Origin of the sequence: Streptomyces sp. S.PNR 29, from assembly GCF_030386795.1 — a bacterium.
Lineage (GTDB): Bacteria > Actinomycetota > Actinomycetes > Streptomycetales > Streptomycetaceae > Streptomyces.
In genome coordinates this window covers 478,071-496,672 of the sequence record NZ_JANUQM010000001.1, presented here as the reverse complement: position 1 = coordinate 496,672, position 18,602 = coordinate 478,071, and the positions used below count along the sequence as shown (strand labels likewise).

General features: G+C 65.9%; 16 protein-coding genes and 1 pseudogene. 5 read left to right on the top strand and 12 right to left on the bottom strand.

Translation table 11 applies throughout. The features are described 5' to 3' along the window. Positions 1 to 20: 20 nt before the first annotated feature. The 4 genes from NW895_RS02435 to NW895_RS02420 all read right to left on the bottom strand — a co-directional run bounded on the left by NW895_RS02435 (position 21) and on the right by NW895_RS02420 (position 4,922). Positions 21 to 1,514, bottom strand: a complete 1,494-nt coding sequence (locus tag NW895_RS02435) for a terminase family protein (protein WP_289933369.1) — start codon at positions 1,512 to 1,514, stop codon at positions 21 to 23. Further along, on the bottom strand, positions 1,511 to 2,047 hold the full coding sequence (locus NW895_RS02430; protein WP_289933368.1) for a hypothetical protein: 537 nt from the start codon (positions 2,045 to 2,047) through the stop codon (positions 1,511 to 1,513). Before NW895_RS02430 ends, NW895_RS02435 begins: the two co-directional genes overlap by 4 nt. 617 nt (positions 2,048 to 2,664) lie before the next feature. Beyond that, the gene (locus NW895_RS02425; protein ID WP_289933367.1) at positions 2,665 to 3,579 is read right to left on the bottom strand and encodes a ParB/Srx family N-terminal domain-containing protein; all 915 of its coding nucleotides are present in this window, start codon (positions 3,577 to 3,579) and stop codon (positions 2,665 to 2,667) included. A gap of 2 nt (positions 3,580 to 3,581) precedes the next feature. Further along, positions 3,582 to 4,922: a hypothetical protein gene (locus NW895_RS02420; RefSeq protein ID WP_289933366.1), complete on the bottom strand. Its 1,341-nt coding sequence runs from the start codon at positions 4,920 to 4,922 to the stop codon at positions 3,582 to 3,584. 276 nt (positions 4,923 to 5,198) lie between these two features. On the opposite strand from NW895_RS02420, the gene NW895_RS02415 reads away from it, so the two are divergent. Both NW895_RS02415 and NW895_RS41145 read left to right on the top strand, forming a co-directional pair. Beyond that, positions 5,199 to 5,894 carry a non-canonical purine NTP pyrophosphatase gene (locus NW895_RS02415; protein WP_289933365.1) on the top strand — a complete coding sequence of 232 codons (696 nt, stop codon included), beginning with the start codon at positions 5,199 to 5,201 and terminating at the stop codon, positions 5,892 to 5,894. A 39-nt stretch (positions 5,895 to 5,933) separates the two neighbouring features. Continuing rightward, entirely contained in the window at positions 5,934 to 6,551 is a 618-nt protein-coding gene (locus NW895_RS41145) for an ATP-binding protein (protein WP_354670061.1), read from the top strand. 148 nt (positions 6,552 to 6,699) lie between these two features. On the opposite strand, the gene NW895_RS02410 is transcribed toward NW895_RS41145, so the two are convergent. From NW895_RS02410 to NW895_RS02390, 5 genes are all read right to left on the bottom strand, one after another. Beyond that, entirely contained in the window at positions 6,700 to 7,983 is a 1,284-nt protein-coding gene (locus NW895_RS02410; protein ID WP_289933364.1) for a DNA sulfur modification protein DndB, read from the bottom strand. Between the two features lie 884 nt (positions 7,984 to 8,867). Further along, on the bottom strand, positions 8,868 to 9,170 hold the full coding sequence (locus tag NW895_RS02405; protein ID WP_289933362.1) for a helix-turn-helix transcriptional regulator: 303 nt from the start codon (positions 9,168 to 9,170) through the stop codon (positions 8,868 to 8,870). Between the two features lie 391 nt (positions 9,171 to 9,561). Then, positions 9,562 to 10,116, bottom strand: coding sequence for a flavoprotein (locus NW895_RS02400; RefSeq protein ID WP_289933360.1), 555 nt, complete (start codon positions 10,114 to 10,116; stop codon positions 9,562 to 9,564). A gap of 5 nt (positions 10,117 to 10,121) precedes the next feature. Further along, positions 10,122 to 11,354, bottom strand: coding sequence for a helix-turn-helix domain-containing protein (locus NW895_RS02395; RefSeq protein ID WP_289933359.1), 1,233 nt, complete (start codon positions 11,352 to 11,354; stop codon positions 10,122 to 10,124). A gap of 377 nt (positions 11,355 to 11,731) precedes the next feature. Next, positions 11,732 to 12,490 (bottom strand): aminoglycoside phosphotransferase family protein, encoded by a 759-nt coding sequence (locus NW895_RS02390; RefSeq protein ID WP_289933358.1) that lies wholly within the window; start codon positions 12,488 to 12,490, stop codon positions 11,732 to 11,734. Between the two features lie 280 nt (positions 12,491 to 12,770). Here NW895_RS02390 and NW895_RS02385 point away from each other — a divergent pair. Both NW895_RS02385 and NW895_RS02380 read left to right on the top strand, forming a co-directional pair. Continuing rightward, a pseudogene (locus tag NW895_RS02385) lies at positions 12,771 to 13,035 on the top strand (amino acid--tRNA ligase-related protein); the annotation flags it as partial. A 572-nt stretch (positions 13,036 to 13,607) separates the two neighbouring features. Next, on the top strand, positions 13,608 to 14,456 hold the full coding sequence (locus tag NW895_RS02380; protein ID WP_289933356.1) for a hypothetical protein: 849 nt from the start codon (positions 13,608 to 13,610) through the stop codon (positions 14,454 to 14,456). Here NW895_RS02380 and NW895_RS02375 read toward each other — a convergent pair. The 3 genes from NW895_RS02375 to NW895_RS02365 all read right to left on the bottom strand — a co-directional run bounded on the left by NW895_RS02375 (position 14,444) and on the right by NW895_RS02365 (position 16,704). Continuing rightward, positions 14,444 to 15,307, bottom strand: a complete 864-nt coding sequence (locus NW895_RS02375; RefSeq protein ID WP_289933355.1) for an aldo/keto reductase — start codon at positions 15,305 to 15,307, stop codon at positions 14,444 to 14,446. The two genes, NW895_RS02380 and NW895_RS02375, sit on opposite strands and share 13 nt — an antisense overlap. Beyond that, positions 15,241 to 16,452, bottom strand: coding sequence for a cupin domain-containing protein (locus NW895_RS02370; protein WP_289933354.1), 1,212 nt, complete (start codon positions 16,450 to 16,452; stop codon positions 15,241 to 15,243). The genes NW895_RS02375 and NW895_RS02370 overlap by 67 nt, the downstream gene beginning before the upstream one ends. Positions 16,453 to 16,539: 87 nt before the next feature. Continuing rightward, on the bottom strand, positions 16,540 to 16,704 hold the full coding sequence (locus NW895_RS02365) for a hypothetical protein (protein WP_289933353.1): 165 nt from the start codon (positions 16,702 to 16,704) through the stop codon (positions 16,540 to 16,542). Positions 16,705 to 17,033: 329 nt separating this feature from the next. Between NW895_RS02365 and gltX the strand changes: the two genes are divergently transcribed. Continuing rightward, positions 17,034 to 18,401, top strand: a complete 1,368-nt coding sequence (gene gltX, locus NW895_RS02360) for a glutamate--tRNA ligase (protein ID WP_289933935.1) — start codon at positions 17,034 to 17,036, stop codon at positions 18,399 to 18,401. Positions 18,402 to 18,602: the final 201 nt, after the last annotated feature.

Genomic DNA, 18,602 nt, shown 5'->3' with positions numbered 1-18,602 from the left:
GCCCTCCACAAGGAGGACTGCTAACGGCGACCTGACAGACGTTGGTCATCTCCGCCGCGTGGGGGCGGCATCGTCGGGTCGAGGAACAGGTCCCACAGCGCCCACACCGCCGAGTCCAGCAGGTCCGGCGAGTCCTCTGTCTCCCCCTGGCCAACGAACGTCGTCATCTGCTCCTCCAGCTCCGCGAACCGCCGAGCGGGACCGACATGCGAGACCCGCGCCTGTTCGTACAACTGCGCCGCCGGAGCCGCCCGCGCCCGCTTCCCGCGCGTAGCATGAACGATCCGCCAGTTGACCGTGGGGTCCACCTGCTCCAGCAGCGCGGGCAGGTAGTCGCCGCCATTGTTCGCCTCGATGACCACGCAGTCGGCGCGGTGCTCGTGGTACAGCTCGGCGGCCCGCTTCATCGCCTGCGTCGGCGTGTACCGGTCCTGCTCGCAGTGCAGCAGGTACCCGCGGGGACGGCCGTCTCCGAACATCGTCTCGACCGGGAAGCCGCGCCCCGCCACGGTGAACGCGGTCATGTCCGCGTTCTGGTGCGACTTCGTGGCCGGATCGACGGAGACCACTACGCGCTGAAGGTCCGGCAGATGTTCGGGGCGGGGCCGGAAGCCCTCGACCTCCAGCATCCAGCCCTTCCACAGCGCGCCCTCGACGTCCTCGAGTAGCTCGCCGGACAGCTCCTGCCGCCCCAGCCGGGTGCCGGCGTACTCCTCCTCCAGCTCCGCCCTCGCCGCCGGAGACAGGTTGGCGTCGTTCTCCCGCATGTGCCCGCGCGTGAGCACCACCCGCGGCGCCTCCCCGCCCTCCCGATACTGCTTCTCCTGCGCACGGCCGCGCTCCACCAGCCGCTTCACATGGGGGAGCGGCTTCGGCGTCGTCGAGATCACGACCTGCGGGGTGTCTGCCTCGCGCAGGCAAAACCACAGCATGTCGTAGACCTCTTGCGCGGTATGCCGTGACCAGGCCGCATACTCGTCGCACCACGCCTTGTCGAAGGCCCAGCCACGCAGGTTGTCCGGCGTCTCCGCACCAAACCCACGGATCAGCGTGCCGTTCTTCAGCTTGAGCACCGTGTCACCGAGCGACGAGTTGTACTTCGCGACCTCCTCCGGCGGGAACACCGACAACAGCCCCGACTTGGGGGACTCGAAGCAGATATCCCGCACCAGCGTCGCGTTCTTCGCGACCACCGCGATCTGCAACCCCGGCGCCTGCGCCCACTCCCGCACCGTCTCCGCCGCCGTCCGCGACTTGCCCCATCCGCGGCCGGTGAGCAGCATCCACACCGTCCACAGCCACGACGGCTGCCGTTGCGACGCACGCGCATGGTGGTGCAGCCATCCCTCATGGGGCAGCCCATCACAGTCCGGGACTTCGCATGCCCACCGCCGTGCTGACAGCTCATCGGCCCGGATCAACTCTCGTATCTCGGCCTTCAGCTGCTCATCGCTCATCACCGACGGGTCTGCGAAGTCCTCGATCATCCGGCGCTTGGCCCGCCCCCGGATCACTGCGCGCCCTCCACCAGCCGACGCTCCAGCTCCTTGCGTAGCTGGTCCATCCGGGCTCGGCGTTCCTCGTCCGACAGCGAAGCCACGTCCGCGCCCTGGTCCCGCTCCTCGACCGTCCCGACCGCCGGCGCCTCGCCTACAGCCCTGCGTTCGATCTCCGCAGCGACCTGGATATATCGCAGCAGCTCCGACGGCGACAGCTCCCGCGGGTCAAGCGCCTGGAGCCGGGCCACTGCCTTGCTCTGCACGGCCTGCGCCAACTTCGCATGCCTCCGGGCGATGTCACGCCGCGCCTGCGCCTGCTCAGCAAGGAATAGCCGGTCTTGCTCCCGGTCGTACGCCGTCGCCCGCACAACCCATGCGAACTGCCGCGACCACCGGCCCACCAGCGCGCGGGATTTATCCAACTCCCGTGCCACCTTCGTGACACTCCGCGCCGGGCCGAGATCGCGGTACACGGCGAACGCCTCGAACGCCTGGACCGACTCCCCGCTCTGCCGCTCCCAGGGATCGGCGACGCCCCGGTCAACCACCGGTTAGCCTTCCTTCTCCCCCAGCGCCACCGACAGTCCTGCTGCGCAAGAACTCAAGGGTAGACAGCCATCACGCAGACAACAGCGATCCGGTAATCGCCATGCGGGACCATGGCCACAGCAGCCTCGCTCAGCGAAGGGATAAGGCGTGACCGACCCCGCCGATCAGCGGCAGGCCGCCTTCGACGCATTGCGCTCGGCCTGGGAAGCAGAAGGCGGCGACCGAACCGCCTACCTCCTGACAGCCCTCACGCATGCCGTGCTGGCCTTGTCCGAGCCGGACGTCCACGCTGTGGCCGTACTGCCGAAGGACGCGCCGCGCGCCATGCAACTCCTCGCCATGACGCGAAGCGGCGGCGGCGCATGCGACAGCAAACGTGCCCTGGCCGCGTACAAGGTGCGCGGGCTCCGGGCCGACGGCGCGATCGGCCTCCCGAGGCTGCGACTGCCCGCCAGGACCTCGTCGCTCTCGCAGACGCCGGCCTCATCCGCCGTCTCGACCGCAGCAGCACCTTCACCGCGGACGAGGAGTAGGCGGCCCGAAACCCGTTGTACGAGCACGAGCCCGGGGTGCGTACGACGTCCCCGCGGCACATCGACTGCTCACGACCGGGTGCCTAAGCGCCTGGGTGAGCAGCGTTCTCGGCCATGATTTCCAGGACACGCCAGGGCTCGTCGGCGGGCACGGTGCCGTCCTGCACCATACGGTCGATGGCCGCCCGCACGACAGCCGCCGTCTCCACTGGCAGATCCCGCACGCCGAACACAGTCTCCAGCGGCGCCGTCCCCGACCGCGTCGCCGCCCCGGTGGCCGCGTCGAACCAGCCGTCGGCCAGCTCGCCCAGGTGCCGCTCGAACACGGTGAGGATCACACCGAGCGCCGTCGCGCTGTTGCCGATCTTGTACGCGGCCCGGGAGGTCTCCAGGGCATTGAGCACTGGCTCGTACTGCTCCAGGCCGGCTACCCACCGCTGATCCGCAGAGGCCGTGGAGCGTGCGGCGTCGAATGCCGCTTCTGCACGCTCCAACTCGTCGGGCAGGAGCATGAGCTGCACGCTGGCGAAGTCGAGGTTCGCCTCGCCGAGGCTGGAGACGTCGACCTTTTCCAGCAGGTCCAACGCCTTGTCGTCCAGACCTGTGTACTGGCGCCACTCCACCGACTCCAGTTCCTCGTACAGCTCCTTGAGGATCGCCGGATCGTCCTGCCCAGTGATGGCGTTGTGGCTGAGCTGGATGGCGATCTGCCGCTGGCGGGGGAGCGGCTCGTCGATCTGCATCCACCAGATCATCTCCAGGCCGGCCTCGATGGCCGCGAGGGTGCGGTGGTTGCCGGACAGTACGATCAGCCGCCCGCTGTCGCGGTCGCTCCACACCAGCGGGGTCGAGGTCAGATGCCCGTCGCGCTTGATGTTGGCGACGAGCTGCCGGAACTGCTCGTGGGGCAGGTACCGTGCGTTGACGTCCAGCAGCGTCAGTGTGCGTGGGTCGCCCTGCACCATCTGCGGCGGGGCGAGCTGTGGCGTCTCCTCCATGGTCAGACTTCCTTCTGGGTCGTCGTGGCACGGGCGCCCCACCGCTTCGCCCATTTCTCCAGGGCTTCGGCGAGCGTGTGTTCGCCCATCGGCCCCTGGTACTGGAGCTGGAACTTCCAGCCTTCCTCGTGTGACGGGCCACGCTTGGTCAGCCGAAGCAGCCCGCGATACTTCATGGACACCGGGTTGTTGCTGAACGCCGTCGTGGACACCGCCCGGATCCTGCGGGAGAACGCCCGCTGGCACAGCAGCTGCGCTTCCGCGCTGGTGGCCGCGAGCACGATCAGCTTCGACAACCGCGGATAGTTCGTTGGCGCCACCGCGAAGTCGGACAGGAGGTACGCCTCATCGGGCGTGTAGCTGCTCGGCGCCATGGCGAAGACACCGAGGATCTTCCCTGTTCCTTCCTTGACCGCGACTGCGAGGTTCGCGGCACCGGGCGCGATGCGCGGGTTGAGGTAGCGGGAGCGCAGCGCGTTGAACTGGCCCGGCTTGAGCATGGCGAGCTTCAGCGGTCCGACCAGTTCGTCACCGGTCCGCAGGCGTGGGGCCTTGACCGGCTGGATGGGCTGGCGGGGGGACACGATCCGCGTCGGCGCAGCGGAGGCGTAGACGTAGAAGGGAGCGGCGCGCGGGGTGGCCTTGATCACGCCGCGCAAGTATCGGTGCAGCTCAGGTACGTCGTGGTTGGAGGCGGTGAGCCAGTACGGTCGGTCGGTGATTGCGCCCAGGACATCGACGACGTCGGCGTCGGACAGCGGCTCGTACTCGGGCGCGTCCCAATCGAAGTGGGCGTTCAGGGGCTCATACAGCTTCTCGTACCCGCCTCCGTAGAAGGGCGGGAACGAGCAGACCGGAGCATCGCGCGGCATCTTTGCAAGCCACGTGCGGACATCTTCGACCTCGTAAGAGGCGAGTGCGACGTCCGCGCGGGACAGCCGATCGACCGTCTCGGCGTGCTTGGCTGTCCATTGGTCGCGGTAGGAGCGCACGGTCCGCTCGTGCCAGAGCCCTTCACGGCCGATGCTCGCAAGGAATCGCGTTCCGAGCATCATCGTGGCGACCGTGCCGATGCCGTCGTCCAGTGAGCCGGCCAGCCAGCCCAATTCGCCCACGCTCTCTTCCCGAAGGCGGATTCCCGCCGGTTGGCCGGTCAGCCAACGGCCGATGGCGGTTGTGTAGATGGACACGTCCGACGAGTGGAGGGAGAAGCCCATGCCGGCCAGTGATCGTTCGATGGTGAAATTGCCGCAGCACGGCACATAGACCGGCCCTCGGGGCCAACTTCTCGCTGTTTCACGGACGATGGAGCGCAGGGGGCCCGGAATGGTGCCCTGGAACATCTCGCCTCCTGGTGCGCAAACTGACAGCGCCCAGCCCGCGAGGGCGGCGAGGCCGGGCACCGCTCTACATGAAGATTAGTCCTAGCGGTTTCAGTCATGTCACCTACCTCTGCCTCTGTCTTATGCCCGAGGTGGGACCTGATCGGCCCATCTGCATGACTCAGAATCCGGTGTCGGCTCCCGGAGGTGGAGGCAGAATACGAGAGATCTTGCCCGGGTCGGTGGCGAGGAGGCCAGGGTGGCGGCGGGATTTGCAGAGCCAAAGAGGCCATGCTCATGCAGCTGCTCTACACCGAGGCATGTCCTCGTGCCCGCGTCTTCCCGCAGGACGTTGGCAGGCAGTCGAGTTCAGGAAGGAGCTCTCTGTACGTGCCGAGCATCAAGGTGGCGATGTGTACGGGGAATGAGGGGAAGTTCCGCACCGCTCAGGAGCATCTGGCGCGCTGGTCCATCGAGGTGGAGCAGGTGGCGTTGGAGCTGGACGAGATACAGACAACCTCCGTCGCAGAGGTCGCGCAGCATAAGGCCAAACAAGCTTTCACGATTCTCAGACGACCGCTGTTTGTCGAGGACTCAGGTTTCTACATAGATGAGTTCGGTGGCTGGCCGGGGCCCATGGTCAAGCAAGCCCTCGAAGCCTTCGGCCCCGACGGGTTGACGCATCTCGCAGACCTTACGGCGAAGCGGGCGTGTCGTTTTGCGAGTGCAGCCGTCTATGTAGATGAACAGGGCGAACTCCACACCTTCTCGGACGAGTTCCGGAAGCCGGGTACTATCGCCGCCACCCCGGACCGGGGCGACGGACCAAGGTCTTGGTCGGACCTATGGTCGATCTTCATTCCAGAGGGCGCCACAGCGACACTGGCGGCTTTGCCGCCAGTCCAGCAGGATCAGCTCTTCGGAGAGTGGGCGAAATGTTCAGTCGTCGCCGCCCTTGGTGAATGGCTTGCCCGGCCAGTATCGCCCCGGTGATATCACCTCTGCGATAGGGGGAACGGCCACTTCTGAGCCATGGTGGTTCTCCGCCGCCGGCGGGACTGCTGCCGGTTTCATTGGGTGACCTGTGGTCAGGCCCAGTGGAGTCGGCGAGCAGTTCAATCACTCCCGGGAGATCCCGTCGGCACCCTAGCTCCCGCCCTGCGAGAGGTCACAGTCATGCCCGGCCCGCTCGGAGAGTCGCCCTATGCGTTCACCGTCCCGCCCTCTGTCGAGGCAGTGCCAGCCGCCCGAGCCCGCGTCGTCAGTCGCGCGCAGCGGCTTGGGCTCGGGTTGGATGACGAACTAGCTCACGACTTGGGGTTGCTCACCGGGGAAGTGGTTGCAAACTCGGTCAGGCACACGCAGGCCGCCTGCGTGGTGGCGGTGCGGTGGACCGGAGAGCGGCTGCGTGTTGAAGTAACCGACGTTGAGCCCACCCTGGTGCGCCCATGCCAGGCCGACGCGATGGACGAACACGGGCGTGGTCTCTGCCTAGTGGACGCGTTGGCAACTGCATGGGGCTCGGAGCCCTGTACGGCGGGTAAGAAGACGTGGTTCGAACTGGAGGTCACCGGTGCCGGGGCGTCGCAAGGAGTGCCCTGCTCACATGTCGGTGCAGGTACAGAGACATCCGTGCCACTAGCCAGTTAGCGCATCCAGGGGCCACCAGGACGGGTTGGCTCGACACTCCAAGGCTGCTGTCCCCCTGCCACCTGACTACTTCCGAAGGCCGGCACCTGTGTGAATCCCGCGCGCGTTTGGCTGAGGTGCGCCTGGAGGGGCAATGGCTCCCTGCCTTTTAGTTTGCAAGGCGGTCCGGGAGGGTGAACGTCGACTCGTCTTCGCCTCGGGCTGTTGCCACACGAACCCGAAGCATGTCGACATCGTTGGCATCAAGCTTGTCGCCGATGACGAGGTATGTCACAAGGTCGGCCGCCAGGTTGTAGTTTTCTCTCTTCGTAAGGATGTTGTGAGCCGAGTTGATCAATACATCTCGCCAAAGGGGGCTCGTGATCTTCCAGTCGATCTGATAGGCCCGCTCAACAGCTTCCTGGAGAGTCAAATCGGGATGTCCCGCCTTGAGGATCTGGGAGAGCGCCTGGAAGAGCACGATGTGAGTGGCCGGCTTGAACAGCAGACCGAAAGCGGCATCCTTGGCGCGTAGTTCAGGCAGGACCTTCGTGTTGTCCCGGCCGTACTTGAGTTGCGACATGCCGTCGAGGACGGCCGTCCACCAACCTTGTACGTGTTCATAGCCCTGATCCAGCGTTTCGTCCGGTGGGCGCACGTGAGTCTTCTTCTCATTCAACTCGTCCGCCATGCCGTAGTGATCTGCAATGATCCGGACGGTCTCATAGAGGGCGCTGAGGGTGGTGAGCTGCGCGCTACGCTCAGCGATGGTGTTGTTTCTGTAGTTGACGATTGACTCACCCTTATGGTTCTTGCCAGCTAGTGGGCCATCGTCATCCGCGAGCCGACGTGTGAGGATGGCGAACCCGTCGTCCTCGCTAGTGAGGATGTTGTCGCCTCGGCTGGTGTTCTTCGCGTAGCGGTTGACCTTGTTGAAGATCTTCCTGGTGTGCTGGGTACTGATATGGGGGACGATGATGACGGTCACCTCATCATCAGCTACTTCTGCCGCGAAGCTCCCGTCGACCGACCTGTCGATCACTACTTCGCGCAGCGCCGCAAAGCGGTGCTGGCCGTCAAGGATGATCCGGTCGCCGCTGTCGATGGTGAGGAAGCCGAAGGAGTCCTTCGCCATGGCTACTCGGTACGCCTTCGGGAGTGCCTTGACAAGGTCGCTGAACGGCTCGAACTCCGGCTGCTCGTCAGCGTCAAGGAGCAGGATGAGCGCACCGAAGAACCGGTCCGGCGAGTTGGCTAGGTAGGGGGCGATCTCCGAACGGACACGCGTGTTGTTGAGTTCACGCTGGAGCCGTTCGGTCAATCCAGTGGTAGCCCACTCTTCTTGCTCGCTTGCCGGCCGGGCGATCTGCACGAGATCGCCGACCTTCATGGTGGTCACGTAGTAGGGCGTCGACCCCATGTTCGCGCGGATCGCCGTGTGGACGGTAGGCATGCCAACCCCCTGGTCATTTGGCGTCGTAGCCTAGCCACTGCCTCCAACTGTCTGCAATCCAAACGGAGTTGTTTGCGAAAACACCCGCCACGCGGTGTACTGATGGCACGCTGACACAGACGGCACACTAATGTGTACGTGTCGCAGGCGACGTGTGTACGTTAAGTTGCTCACGTACAGTACGATGACCGCGTTCCTCGATCCTCCCCTCAACTGGCTGGACAGCAAAGGTGTTCAGCACGACGCCCTGAGAGTCAGGGCTGGAGGATAGGAGGTACGCAGTGGCAAGTCCTGACAGGAAGAAGCCCCGTCGACGGTGGAGCGGGCCCGAAAAGGCTCAGGTGATCATCGGCGTAGGCGGCCTGATCGTCGCGCTTGCTACATTCGTGGCGCAGTTCGTCCTTTAAGGGCGTCCACGCACGAGAACGCCCGGCCGCGGCGGGCCGCTGAACATGCAGCGAGCCCGGCCTGTGTGAAGGCGACCGGGCTCGTGTTACTGCACGGAGGGCCTGGCTCTTGCAGGAGCCGGGTCCTTCGCAGTGATCGGCAACATGTCCCAGAAACGGAACGCAGCTGCCGAACAACTCGACTTTACACCCGGTCAACATGTACCGCGAGAGGCCATCGCGGGGCACATAATGGGCCTGCACCAGGCGGAACAACAACGTGGACGTGCAGTTAGATATCGACAACGAGCGACCTGTGGCTCAACCCATGCTCCGCTACCACCGAGCCCAGATGCTGCGCATGCCCTCCCTCTCCTTGGCTGCAGCGCCCTTCAATCTGCTTCGACCAGCGACCTCGCCCGCACATCGTCAGCGCCGCCGAGATAGCGGAGGTTCCGGGCGGTGGTGCCGGCTTCGCAGCCGGTGAAGCCGACGAGGTCAGAGCCGCGACAGAGTCGCCGACGTAGAGCCACGAGGCTGGTGATGGATGCTAGGCCGAAGCATCGGTCCGGTGAGTTCTAGTGGAGCTTGCAGGCCCTCCAGCAGTTGAATGATCTTGTCGATGTTGGTCAGCTTGCGAGCGCCGGACTCGAGCATCGACAGGAAGGCTTGGCTCAAGCCGGTGATTGTGGCCATGTCGTCCTGGCGGATCCCACCGTGCTGTCTGATCAGCTGGCACACGCGCCCGAATTCTCTGTTGACCAAGGCTTGCCGGACATCGGGTAGCTGCCAGAGGTCCATGGAGACGCAGCGCACGGTCTGTGCATGGTGGTGCTGGTTGTCGCGGCTGCAACCAGCGCACAGGTCTTCGCTGTTGTACCGACTTAGACGGCATCGGCAGAGGCTGCAGAGCCGGGTGACGCCAGTAGGCGCTGACGGCGAAAGGGTGGCCTCTGGCGAGTGCCGAGACAAGTAGTCACTACCAGCCGTTCCATCCGTGCGTGCGCTCGGGCAGCTCCTGGATGCGTCACCCCAGGCTTTCGTGTCGGGGAGCGCCGTGCTCAAACCCTGATCGGGCACCCGTTGCCTCCGTTAGTCGGTGATGTCCTCAGGGTGGCGCCAGTCGTAAGGAAAGACCCGGACAGACTGTCCGGGTCCAATTTCTCTTGGTCTTTGCATTATTGACGAAGCGTTAGACAATGGCCCTGTTGGCCTCATCCAGTACGGCTTCCCACGGGTACCGGCGCCCCGGCATCCCTGCCCGCGGCTCGGCGAGCGGCCACACCTCGTCTCCGTAGATCAACCGCACCCCTGAATCGCGAAGGGCTTTGATGTGTCCATCCCATGCGGGGTGGCGGGCATGCGCGGCGTTCACTCGGGGCCAGACGATTACTGGGAGGTCCAGTGTCCCGATGGCTTCGTTGACCTGTGTCAACGCTTGGTTGTCTGAGATGCCCAGGGCGAGCTTGGCGACGGTGTTGGCGCTCGCCGGGGCAACGACGTAGCAGTCGACTGGCGGATGCGGCCGGGAGTCACCCGGCAGGCGGGACTCGGCCCGTACGGGAAGGCCGGTCAACCCTTCGAGCTCCGTCGACTCCCCGCTCGCGCGAAGCCACTGCCCTGCGGTCGGTGTGAGCGTGACCGCGACCGTCCAGCCCTGTTCGAGTGCCGGGACCACGAGCCCCGTACGCAGTTCCTCGATCCCACCGGCGCTCGATCCGACGACGCCCAGCACCTTGCCTTGCATCGAGCTCACTGCACCGCCCTGCATCGTTGGGCCATGGCCAGCAGCTCGGACGAGTGGCTGCCGCCCGTGACCGGGGACTGTTTCCTCAGATCGCGAAGGGTCTCGCGTACGCGTGGATTGTTCCGCACGAGCTGGGGCGAGGTGCGTTCGGCTGCCCGCAGCTCGCTGAAGGACTCGTCGACGCGGCCCCTGAGGCAAAGGCCGCGGGCGAAGTCGATGCGATGGCACACGGCGCGTTCCGCCGGCATGTGGGAGACATCAATGCTGCCATGCTCGACGACGTACGGGATGTTCTCGAGGTCAAGCTCGATCGACAGGCGGTGCAGCTCGACGTTCGTCGGGCCGAAGCACGTCTGCCAGTAGTTCTCGTCGGAACCGAGTCGCTCGGCGAGTCGCTTCGCCTTCTCCAGCAGGGAGTGGGCGGTAGGGCGATCCTGGTGACGTGCGGCGGCCACCGCAGCTCGCAGATGAATCATGCCAAGCAGGCTCAAGGCGGCCGGGTCGTCGTCGCGAACCCGACTGGCGAGCCAGGCCGCCGCCGTATCGCCCAGTTCGAGGGCGTCCTCGTATCGCCCGTTGGCCAGTAGTGCGTGCGTACCGGAGCGGGCAGCGGACACAAGCGACAGCGGGTCCTCGGATTCGTCGGCGGCTCGCATGGCGCGCTCGGCGGCGAGCCAGGAGAGGTCGGACTCGCCGACCTTGGCGAGGGTGGTTGCCGCCAGGTGATGCGTACGAGCCGAGACGGCGAGGCCGCGTCGGTGCTGATCGCCGTGCGGGAGGTCCTCCAGTTCCTGGGCAGTCCTCAGCAGTCCGGGCAGGGCGGCGATGACGTTGCCAAGAAGGCCAGCCTGGTAGTCGTCCCAGCTGCGCTCGACGAAGACCTGCGCATGGTCCGGCCGAGGCACCTGCCGCTCCGCCGTGGGACCGAACAGCAGCTTGGAGAGCCGCCGAGGGCTCATCAGCGCATCGCGGACGGCCGGCACGTCGTCCATGTGCCTTTCCTCGTCCTCCAGGAGGACGGGCTGACCCATCAAGTCGCCGAGGGGGACACGTAGTACACGAGCGAGCTCGGCGAGCTTGTCGATCCTCGGCGGCTTCCGCACGCCTCGCTCGATCTTCGACAGCCAGTCCGTGCTGTGCCCGACGAGACCGGCAAGCACAGGCTGCGTATAGCCTCGCCGTTCGCGGTAAAACGCGATCCGCTCTCCGATGCTGAGGTGATCACCAAGACCACGCATGCGCGCTGCCTCCCCAACTTTGGTCCGTCATCCACGGTAGCGGCCGTGCAGACCGCGATATCGGGGGCGACTCGGGCTGCTGTGCCGTGCTCAACATCCGCTTTCGGGCCCAGAACGGGCCGGACAATTTGTCCGGCTACACCCACGAGTCCACCAAGGCGCCAGAGCAGAGCGGTGATCTCACACTGGGCCGGTCTATGAGTTAAGGCGGATCTGCATGGCCCGCGCACCGAAGCGGATAGCACCCGTACGCCTTCGGCACCGTGGCGGTCCCGGAGGCGCTGCGGAACTGGATCCCGAGCGGCGTCCAGCCAGCACCGGTGCCGACCTGACGCCGAGAGGCCTTTCTGACGCGCCTTGAACGGACATCTCGCCGATCAGAATGCCCAGCCACGCCGGTCGGCCAGCCATCGCAGGGCGACCTCTCCACACCACGTCTGGTGCTGGCGAATGTGTGGTGACCAGTCGGCTGGGGGCTGTCCGCCGGAGGTCAGGAAGAAGCCCGAGAGCGCAGCCAGTGCCGCATCGAGTTGCTCGTCGGCGACTCCACGGCCGGTGGGGTGCTGGGTGAACAGGGACGTGGCGTCGTGGCCGTCGGCGTATGCGGTGGCGAGGAGCAGCACCAGATCGAACCAGCTCGCTCCCAGGCACGGCCAGTTCCAGTCGCAGATCCATGCGGCGCCAGACGCGTCGATCAGCACGTTGTCCTGGCGCAGATCGTGGTGTAGGACGGCATGGCCCGCAACGGCCTCGCGCCATCCGCTTTCCAGGCTACCCAGCACGTCCAGGAGGCCGAGTGGCATCCAGGCGGGAAGAACGTCCGTGGGTGTGGCGCCACGGGCGAGGTTGCGCCACTCGGCGAAGTCACCGTCGTCTCCTACCGGCCTGAGGCCGACGTGCTGGAGTGACGCGGGTGGGGTGGAGAGTGCCTCTGCGGTGATCGTGTAGGCGTTGAGGGTGGCCGTGAGCTCGTCAGCTCTCCATGGCGTGGCGGGCAGGCGGCCGCTGTCGACAGCATCGATGCCGAGGACGACCCATCCGTCGTGCTCCTCCATCCACTGCAGGCGTGGTGCCGGAATCTGTGGGGGCAGCGCCTGGTTGATCGATGCTTCCCGGCGGTAGCAGTCGGCGACCACAGGGTTGTCCAGCCTGTTGACCGCTTTGACGAACTGAGGTCCTGACGGACCACGGAGCACTGCGGCGAAGCCGCTCGTGAATCCGCTCCCTGCGCTGGGCCCGGCCTGGACCTCACCCCCGAGACGCTGTGCGATGAGTCGGCGAACGTCCTGCGGTAGGTCCTGCCAGTGGGGGCGTACCGCTGTGGAGTTGCACCAGAGGCGGGGGGTGATGATGGTGGGCATGCCGTCAGGATGAGGGACCTGCATCCTCCGGCGCCACGGAGTTGTCGCGTGGACGAGTGCGACGCCGCTACCGATCGACGAGCACACCGGGGCTGGAGCACCGCCTGGACTGGCGGTTCCTGGACGTCCGGCGCCGCCCCGCCGCCCAGCTGCTGTTTACCGTGCAGACCACGCTTGAGCAGGGGATGCGCGAGTACGCCCACGGGCAGCTGCACCGAGATGCACACGCCGAAGCTGATGGGTACCGCGTCGGAGTCTGGGCCGAGGTGTTTGAGCTCGGCTACTTCGGCCGCTCCGCCTACCTGGCGCAGTCGCCACAGTTCTCCATGGGCTGCTGGCGCAAGGAGGGGACCGCGAGACGATCATTGAGAAGTTCACTGTCTTCGCACGCTGACCTGCGCGCCTCATCCCGCCTGAGAGCACGCGGACGCGTACCACCACTGCTGTTCCTGAAGATCACGCGGTCGCACGCGCAAGAAATCGGTAGCACGGCTGGGAAGGCGCGCGGTTCCAGCGCAAGCGCCATCCAGCCTCCCCGTCTCACACATGGTCGGGCAGACCATCCCCGAAGAAGTCGTGATGATGCCCTGCCCTTCGGCTACGGAGGAGACCGAAGGATAGGGCGGCTCTTCATCTGACCGGCCGCAACGCGGCCCCGGCGCATGTGTCTTCGCTCGCAGATTGTGAGGTGTTGTTATTGGCACCTTCGGCACCTTCGGCACCTTCGGCTGCGTAGGGTGTACTGAAGTGAGGAACCTCGCACATTACGTGCGTGATATTGCTGTCGGAACCTGGTGGCTATCTTCTTCCCGAGAAGCCGATTTATGCGGGACGTGATCGTAAGTGGTGACCTGTCCTTGCTAGCGTCGCAAAACGTCAGCGAAGGAGCCTTATGACTGCCTCTACGCCCACAGTCGCCCCTACCGATTTGCGTGTTGAATCGGTTGATGAGGTGCTTGAGCGCGTCGAACGTGCACTGTGCACGCGTGTGGATTTGGGGACGATGGTCCGGAAACGCCGGACGGTTGGCGCGTGTACGGACCGAGGTACGTGGGTGCGGATTGAACGGCGCCCGCTGGCAAAGGTCAAGGGGCAAGGCTGGAACGGGACGGAGTGCGCCGCGGTCCTGGACGGTGTGGCCAAGCCCGCTTGGCTGCAGGCGTTGTCCTGGAGCGATGCTGCGAGGGGGGCGATGTGGCGTGCCGACGAAACCGAACTCCTGCCTGGAGAGCCGGTGGGTCCGGATTCGGTGTTGTCGCTGCCGGACGAGTGGTGGGAGGCATTGAACGTCTCGTTGGATGCGCTCGCCGCCCAACACACGACGCGTGTGGCGACACCGGACACCGTCACGATCACTCAGGCTGGCGTTACCGAGGTGATCAAGGAGACGTTCCCAGACGTCACGGACACGACGATCAGGGAGTGGTCCCCGGCGCATGCGGACCTGAACTGGGCGAACGTGACAGCGCCGCAGTTCTGTTTGTTCGACTGGGAGGACTGGGGAATGGCTCCTCGGGGCCTGGACGCGGCATGGCTTTGGGGGAACTCGCTCGTCTTCCCCGACTTGGCTGAGCGGGTGCGGCGTGAGCGGCGCCGGGACTTGGAGAGCCGGGACGGCCAGCTCATGTCGCTGTTCTTCTGTACGAAGATCCTCGGCCGGCATACTGATCCGGGTGATCCCCGGCTGGGGTTCGCCCGGATCGAGGCGGAACGCATCGTGGCGGAGCTTCAAGCGGGCTGAGGTTGTGCCTTGTGGTGGAGGAGGTTCCGGTACTGGACGACAGCCTGTTCGTCCACCTCGCACGACAGCACGTCGACCAGGTCACGTAGGTGCGTGGGGTCGTCCGTGCCGACGGCGACCGTATTCACATGCGGAAGGTGGAAGGCGGTCCTGAAGGCCGCTTGCATCTGGGTGAGATGGTCTGGCCAGTTTCGCAGGAACACGCGTGCGTCGAACCTGCTCCACACTGGGTTGTTGGCGTTTCCACCGAAGGGGCTCATGCCCCACAACTGGGTGGTGTGATCGCTCCACCGCTCGGCGAGCGACGCCGCGTCCTTCAGTGCGTGGAAACCGACGAAGAGCCCGCACCGGATCATCAGGACGGCTGGCTTGGGCACCGTCGGATCAATCGCGTGAAGCAGCGGCGACGGGTGCCAGGCGGAAGCGCCCCAGGCCCTGCACAGTCCCCTGACCTTGGCTTCTTCCATGGCAGCACAGGCCTGGGCGAGCGTGTCGCGTGCAAGATCCGGAGCGGCTTCCCGGAGGCTGCGTTCCGGATTGTGGAGGAAGACGAGGTCTGGGGCGCGGCCCAGATCGCGGTTGGTCTGTTCCAGTGCCTCCAGCAGGCTGGCCGGGGCGAGCGAGTGCTCGGCCTGGTCGTGCCCGGGGAAGAAGCCGACCTTGGTGGAGATGGTGAAGCGGTCAAGCAGGCCGCGTCCGACGTTTGCGAGGCTCGTGTGCGAAGTGAACCTGTGGTAGTTGAAGGCAGTGTCGATCCCGGTGATGCCGAGGTCGAGCGCGGCGATCAGCTGACGGCGTTCGTGACGAGATCGGTGTAGCCCGAGGACAATTCGGCGGTCAGGGGTGCGCACAGCTCTTCCTCCGTAAGGATCTTCGCGACCTCTTCTACTTCGGCTCCGACCTGGCTGGCTGCCTGGTCAAGCTGTACGGGGTGGCCGCTCAGGAGGAGGCGCAGGGCGGGGAGCGCCTTGGCCGCGAAGGTAAGTTTCTTGCGGGCCGCGACGACCTCGACCGTGTCGCCGTGCTCCACGAGGCTTGGCGGGAAGTTGGTGATGCAGACAGCGGACGTGAGAGGGCCGAAGAAGTCGACGTACGGCACGTGCCGGGGCGGAGCGACTTCCTGCTCGCGGGAGACCAGGAAGTCCGCCGGCCCGCGTGCTTCGAGCAGGGCGATCGCGGCTTCTGTCAGCTGCCGCTGCTGGGCTTCCTTGTCGTCCGCGCTCCCCCATCGATCGAGGTCGTGGCGGAAGATCTCGGTCTCACGGGACCAGTCGGCCAGCCAGGACAGCCAGTTCACCCCGGTTCGCTTCTCGAAGCCAAGCGTCATGTGCAGGCTCTGGCCGGAGCCGCGTCCGTTGCGGGTGGCCTGGTGCCAATGGCCGCGTGGGATGTGCATGACGTCGCCGGTCTTCATGGTGCCGGCCCACACGATCTCCTCGCTCGGGGAGTCGTTGCGGGCCGCGTCTCGGTACATCGGGTAGGGACGTGAGGTCCCACGGACTTCCCACTCCTTCTCTCCAGCGAGCTGGATGATCACGACGTCGTGGTCGTCCCAGTGGAGCCTGAAGCCAGCGGCCTCGTTCGTGGTGAGGTAGATGTTCGCCTGGACGTGCTCTCGGGACCACCACTGCAGGGCCCGGCACGCCACCTCCATCGTGGGATCGAACACGTTGGACTGATCCAGGACCATCGTGGCGCCGTCGCGAAGCAGATTGCGCAGGAGGCGCATATTCACCATAGGAATGCTCTGGCCTCGACGGCTGACCTCCGAGTTGACGTAGTGGCTCGGGTGCAGTTCCTCACCGTCGCGGAACATGCGGAACTGCGGGTGAGCGAGACTGCGCCGCATAACCAAATCCAGCAGCCGTTGAGGTGTCAGCATCCGTTCCGTCACTCCGGAGTCAGTAAGGCTGCCCCGGGCGAAGGTTCCTCCGATTTGGCTGGGGCCGTTCCACCCCAGTGCTTGCTCTACAGCGTCTATCAGTCGGTGCTGCATGCTCTCCCCATCTCTCCGGTCAGAAACTGACTGCGAAGCGGGGACCGCGCAGGAGCGACGGTCCCCGTCCGGTCGCGGCGCTGGCTGCTACACGGGGTGGTTCAGGCCGTCCCCTCCGGGCCACGGGCCGTCACCGCTCCCGCCCTGCGACGGGTCGGAGGCGCTGGTGTCGTTGCGGTCGTGCACGGACGCCAGGACTTCGACGGCCACGAGCAGGCCACCGCCAGGGACAGAGGGCGCATCCTCGTTCACCGCTTACTCCTTCCTCTTCGGTCTCCCCCCGGGGCTCCGGTGGAGAGTTGGAAGCTCGGGACGCGGCGCAGCCGCCACTACAACCGGCGGCGTGCAGCTTGGGCAGCAGAGATCACGGCAGCGCCGCGCCGGGCACCGCGTGTGCTCAGTACGGCGGCCCAGACTCGCCCTTCCGATGCCTAACCTGCTCCGCGCGCGCGGCCCTCGCACATCACGTCGGTGATATCTCTCGGGTGATACAGCGACGCCGAGCAGCACCGAATATCAGTAGGCTCGCGTGCATGCCTTCAACCACGACGCGGGTGCGGTTCGCCCCTTCGCCCACTGGGATGTTCCACGTTGGAGGGGCCCGGTCGGCCCTCTACAACTGGGCCGTGGCGCGACAGTCCGGGGGAAAGTTCGTCCTGCGGATCGAGGACACCGACGCGGCCCGCAACAGACCCGAGTGGATCGACGGCATCGTCAGCGCGCTCGCGTCCATCGGGATCTCCAAGGACGATCCCGCGTTCAAAGGCCCGTACTTCCAGTCGCAGAACGTTGACCGGCACCGCGAGGCCGCCCAGCAGCTCTACGCGCAGGGCCTGGCGTACTACTGCGACTGCACCCGTGAGCAGCTGCAGGAGCGGACCGGCTCGCAGCACCTCGGCTACGACGGTTTCTGCCGGGACCGGGGCCTCGAGTATGTCGAGGGTCGGGCGCTGCGGTTCCGCACGCCGACCGAGGGCGAGACCGTCGTCGTGGACCTGATCCGCGGTGAGCCGTCCTTCCCGAACTCGGCGATCGAGGACTTCGTCATCCATCGCGGCGACGGCTCCCCGGTCTTCCTGATCGCCAACGTGGTCGACGACCTCGACGAGGGGATCACCCTCGTCATTCGCGGCGACGAGCACCTGTCGAACACGCCGAAGCAGCAGTTGCTGTGGGAGGCGCTCGGGGCGAAGCCGCCCGTGTGGGCACACCTGCCGGTGATCGTGAACGAGAAGCGGCAGAAGCTGTCCAAGCGCCGGGACAAGGTCGCTCTTGAGGACTACCTCGCCGAGGGCTACCTGCCGGAGGCGATGACCAACTACCTCATGCTGCTCGGCTGGGGCCCCGGGGACGATGTCGAGCTTCGCCCGTACGAGGAGCTGGAGGAGAAGTTCCGCGTCGAGGACGTGAACACCTCGCCAGCCTTCTTCGACATCAAGAAGCTGACCGCGTTCAACGGCGAGTACATCCGCGCCCTGCCGCTGGAGAAGTTCATCGAGGCCTGCGAGCCGTGGCTGCGCGCCCCGTACGCCAACTGGGCACCTCAGGACTTCGACCGGGCTGCTTGGGAGGCGATCGCCCCGCATGCCCAGACCCGCCTGGCCGTCCTGTCGGACATCACGGCCAACGTCGACTTCCTGTTCCTGAAGAAGCCGGTCGAGGACGAGGCCTCCTGGACCAAGGCGATGAAGGGCGATCCGTCGGCCCTCCTGACCACGGCCCGCGCCAAGCTGGAGGCGGCCGACTGGACCAGCCCCGAGTCTCTCAAGGAGGCGGTCCTGGCCGCCGGCGAGGAGCACAGCCTGAAGCTGGGCAAGGCCCAGGCCCCGGTGCGTGTCGCCGTCACGGGCCGGACGGTGGGCCTGCCTCTTTTCGAGTCCCTGGAGGTCCTTGGCGAGGACCGCACGCTGGCCCGGATCGACGCGGCTCTTGCGAAACTCGCAGGCTGATCACTGCGAGATCAAGTTTGCGTCTCCTGCGCGAGGAGGCGGGACCAGACGGCGCCACCTGGAACACTGAGGGCCCCGCCGACGAGGAGGAGCAGGTGCACCAGATCCGAGCGATGTGGCACGCCTGGCGTACCGGACACCGGACCTGGTGCGATCAGATGATCTGGCCCGGCGGGAGTGGGACGGTCTGGTTCTGCGACT